Source organism: Shigella sp. FC1661, assembly GCF_001712525.1.
GTDB lineage: Bacteria > Pseudomonadota > Gammaproteobacteria > Enterobacterales > Enterobacteriaceae > Escherichia > Escherichia coli.
Genome location: NZ_MDGW01000205.1, coordinates 1 through 3,561, shown reverse-complemented (window position 1 = coordinate 3,561; position 3,561 = coordinate 1). Strand labels below are relative to the sequence as shown.

Below are 3,561 nucleotides of genomic sequence, written 5' to 3'. Positions count from 1 at the left end.
GTGCGTACCGGGCTGAGAGGCGGTGTAAGTGAACTGTAGTTGCCATGTTTTACGGCAATGAGAGCAGAGATAGCGCTGATGTCCGGCAGTGCTTTTGCCGTTACGCACCACGCCTTCAGTAGCGGAGCAGGAAGGACATCTGATGGAAATGGAAGCCACGCAAGCACCTTAAAATCACCATCATACACTAAATCAGTAAGCTGGCAGCATTACCAAAATAGCCGTAAATTACAGGAATTGATTTGGGATAAGTTGGTTGCATATGTCAATGATTTTAACTTAAGCAATCAAGAAAAATCACGCTTAATACTAAGGTTATTTGATGATGTTAAGTTGCTATTTAATGAAGTGCCTGTCAGCATTTTAGTAAATGATATTTTTTTGAAGGATTTTTTCATGAAGCAACCTGATTTTGCGAAGTGGTACTTCTATCAATTACTTAAGAAGTATGAGGGCGAACAGCTGTATCTTAATGAGTTAGGATATGTTTATGGTAATGAAGAAAAAACAAATGAAATTGTAAATAACAATCCGGGTTATGTCGTTGAGATTTTTGAAGAAAAGATGGGTAATGAATTAAAAATTAGAACAAGAATGATGGAAATCCTCCGGGATGGGAAAATAAATATATATGAATATATTAATAAAGAACAGTTAGAAAAATTAAATCCTCCGGAAGATTTACGTATAGCAATAAAAAAATTGGGGTGGAATAATTGAACTATTACTGCATAAAATAATGTGATGCCGGGATGTTTTTGTATTTCCCGGCATCTTTATAGCGATATCAATTATTTACTGAGCGTCGCGACCATCACCGCTTTGATGGTATGCATGCGGTTTTCCGCCTGATCAAAAACAATGCTGGCGGCAGATTCGAAGACCTCATCAGTCACTTCCATTCCGCCATGTAGGCCAAACTCTTCCGCCATTTTCTTACCAAGCGTCGTCTGGTCGTCATGAAACGCGGGCAGGCAGTGGAGGTATTTGACCTCCGGGTTACCGGTCAACTGCATCATCTTGCTGTTCACCTGATAATCACGCAGTAATGCAATCCGTTCTGCCCATTTCTCTTTTGCTTCCCCCATCGACACCCATACATCGGTATAGATAAAGTCAGCACCTTCAACACCTTTGGCTACATCTTCCGTCAGCGTAATATTCCCGCCATTTTGCTGTGCCAGGGCGCGGCATTCCGTAACCAGCGCAGCTTCCGGCCAGCATGCCTGTGGCGCGACCAGACGCAAATCCAGACCGGTAAGCGCCGCAGCTTCGAGCATCGAATTGCCCATGTTGTTACGTGCGTCACCTGCATAGACCAGCGTCATTTCGTTGAATGCTTTACCGGGTAAATGCTCCTGCATGGTGAGGAGATCCGCCAGCAACTGCGTGGGGTGAAACTCATTGGTCAGGCCGTTCCATACCGGCACGCCAGCGTATTCCGCCAGTGTTTCGGCAATCTCCTGACCATAGCCGCGATACTGAATACCGTCATACATGCGACCCAGCACGCGGGCAGTGTCTTTAATCGACTCTTTATGACCAATCTGACTGCCGCTTGGGCCGAGATAAGTAACGCGAGCACCCTGGTCATATGCGGCAACTTCGAAAGAGCATCGGGTACGGGTCGAGTCTTTTTCGAAGATGAGCGCGATGTTTTTACCAGTGAGTTTGGCTTCTTCTTTGCCGCTTTTCTTATCGGCTTTCAGCTTCGCGGCTAACTGCAGCAGGCTGTTGAGTTCAGCTGGCGTGAAATCGAGTAATTTCAGGAAATGCTTATGATAAAACCCGGACATAGATCCCTCCTGTGGCTAACGTCTCAATGAATTAAAATTCAATTTATATGGATGATTATTCATTTGCAAGTCTAAAGCATAAATCTTTGTCACAAAGGTGGAGGCAATGTCAGTGGTATGTGACAATAAGAGTATCGGCAGGACATTAAGAGGAATGAGCCATGGCAAACCCGGAACAACTGGAAGAACAGCGTGAAGAAACTCGTTTGATTATTGAAGAATTACTGGAAGATGGCAGCGATCCGGACGCGCTGTACACCATCGAACACCATCTTTCCGCAGACGATCTGGAAACCCTGGAAAAAGCAGCAGTTGAAGCGTTTAAACTCGGTTACGAAGTGACCGATCCAGAAGAGCTGGAAGTTGAAGATGGTGATATCGTGATTTGCTGCGACATCCTCAGCGAGTGCGCGTTGAATGCCGATCTGATCGATGCCCAGGTTGAACAACTGATGACATTGGCGGAGAAATTTGACGTTGAGTACGACGGTTGGGGCACTTATTTTGAAGATCCTAATGGCGAAGACGGCGACGATGAAGATTTTGTCGATGAAGACGATGACGGGGTTCGCCACTAATTAATTGATTAAAATGCCCGATAGCACACACTAGCGGGCATTTTTTTAGAGTTCGCGCAACATCCGCACTTCACAATCAACATGGCCCGTGCAGCCAAGTGCATAGTCGATATGCTCAAAGCCCAAATGCTCATAAAGCGCAATGGCTTCCTTTAAAAAGCGGTCGTTTCCAGATAGCAGCGTTTGAAGCCCATCTCTCGTGCCTGCTCCATCGCCATTAAGGCCAGTTTTTTCGCCAGCCCTTTACCGCGAATAGCCGGAAGAAAATACATCTTTTGCAGTTCGCAAATGTCCGATTCACTACCTGCTAATGGCGCAATCCCACCGCCGCCGACCACTTCACCCTCGTACTCAACCACCCAATATGCATGACCCGGCTGACTATACACTTGATACAGTTCGTCAAGATTCGGATCGGCGACGGTGTAGCCTTTATCAGCGGTAAGACCGTATTCGGCGGATACCTGACGAATGACGCGGGCAATAGCAGGATTATCCTGTAGCGTCAGGCGACGCATTACAGGTGATTGCGGCGCAATGTTATTCATAGTTTAACCCAATAAAAATAAAGTAATTATACATTTGTTTAATACCACTCTCTTCTTACGTGCGCAAGCATCTTATAAAGCAATAAAGTTTTTGCCAGCCTATTACTGATAAGAGTATTGTAACGTGGCAGAACATTTTACTGTCTGTATATATAAATTATATCAATGGATTTTTTAATTCAGGGAATTTTTATGGCTCAAGTTATTAATGAAATGGATGTTCCGTCCCATTCGTTTGTTTTTCATGGTACAGGTGAGAGATATTTTCTTATTTGTGTGGTGAATGTGTTGTTAACGATTATAACGCTAGGTATCTATTTACCATGGGCATTAATGAAATGTAAGCGTTATCTCTATGCTAATATGGAAGTTAACGGACAACGATTTTCGGTAATGCTGCCAACTTACTGATTTAGTGTATGATGGTGATTTTAAGGTGCTTGCGTGGCTTCCATTTCCATCAGATGTCCTTCCTGCTCCGCTACTGAAGGCGTGGTGCGTAACGGCAAAAGCACTGCCGGACATCAGCGCTATCTCTGCTCTCATTGCCGTAAAACATGGCAACTACAGTTCACTTACACCGCCTCTCAGCCCGGTACGCACCAGAAAATCATTGATATGGCCATGAATGGCGTCGGA

At 44.8% G+C, this 3,561-nt stretch carries 4 protein-coding genes and 3 pseudogenes; 4 read left to right on the top strand and 3 right to left on the bottom strand.

Annotated features, from left to right (window positions below; translation table 11 throughout):
- On the bottom strand, positions 1-159 hold a 159-nt coding region (locus BFF42_RS12745), incomplete at its 3' end, for an IS1 family transposase (RefSeq protein WP_032277379.1).
- Positions 160-210: 51 nt separating this feature from the next.
- Between BFF42_RS12745 and BFF42_RS12740 the strand changes: the two are divergent.
- A pseudogene (locus BFF42_RS12740) lies at positions 211-720 on the top strand (DNA-binding protein); the annotation flags it as partial.
- 71 nt (positions 721-791) lie between these two features.
- On the opposite strand, the gene argF reads toward BFF42_RS12740, so the two are convergent.
- Positions 792-1,796 carry an ornithine carbamoyltransferase gene (gene argF / locus BFF42_RS12735; RefSeq protein WP_000012901.1) on the bottom strand — a complete coding sequence of 335 codons (1,005 nt, stop codon included), beginning with the start codon at positions 1,794-1,796 and terminating at the stop codon, positions 792-794.
- 161 nt (positions 1,797-1,957) lie between these two features.
- Between argF and rraB the strand changes: the two genes are divergently transcribed.
- A complete protein-coding gene (gene rraB / locus BFF42_RS12730) occupies positions 1,958-2,374 on the top strand; it encodes a ribonuclease E inhibitor RraB (RefSeq protein WP_000002953.1) in 417 nt (138 codons plus the stop codon).
- 45 nt (positions 2,375-2,419) lie between these two features.
- Here rraB and BFF42_RS12725 read toward each other — a convergent pair.
- Positions 2,420-2,922: pseudogene (locus BFF42_RS12725) on the bottom strand (GNAT family N-acetyltransferase).
- Positions 2,923-3,114: 192 nt separating this feature from the next.
- Between BFF42_RS12725 and BFF42_RS12720 the strand changes: the two are divergent.
- Both BFF42_RS12720 and BFF42_RS12715 read left to right on the top strand, forming a co-directional pair.
- A pseudogene (locus tag BFF42_RS12720) lies at positions 3,115-3,312 on the top strand (DUF898 family protein); the annotation flags it as partial.
- Positions 3,313-3,366: 54 nt separating this feature from the next.
- Positions 3,367-3,561, top strand: a 195-nt coding sequence (locus tag BFF42_RS12715) for an IS1 family transposase (RefSeq protein ID WP_001649947.1), incomplete at its 3' end; no start/stop codon positions are given.

Bases quoted from the DNA above. Each gene is read 5' to 3' on its own strand.
- rraB (WP_000002953.1), top strand. From the start codon at position 1,958: ATGGCAAACCCGGAACAACTGGAAGAACAGCGTGAAGAAACTCGTTTG.
- argF (WP_000012901.1), bottom strand. From the start codon at position 1,796: ATGTCCGGGTTTTATCATAAGCATTTCCTGAAATTACTCGATTTCACG.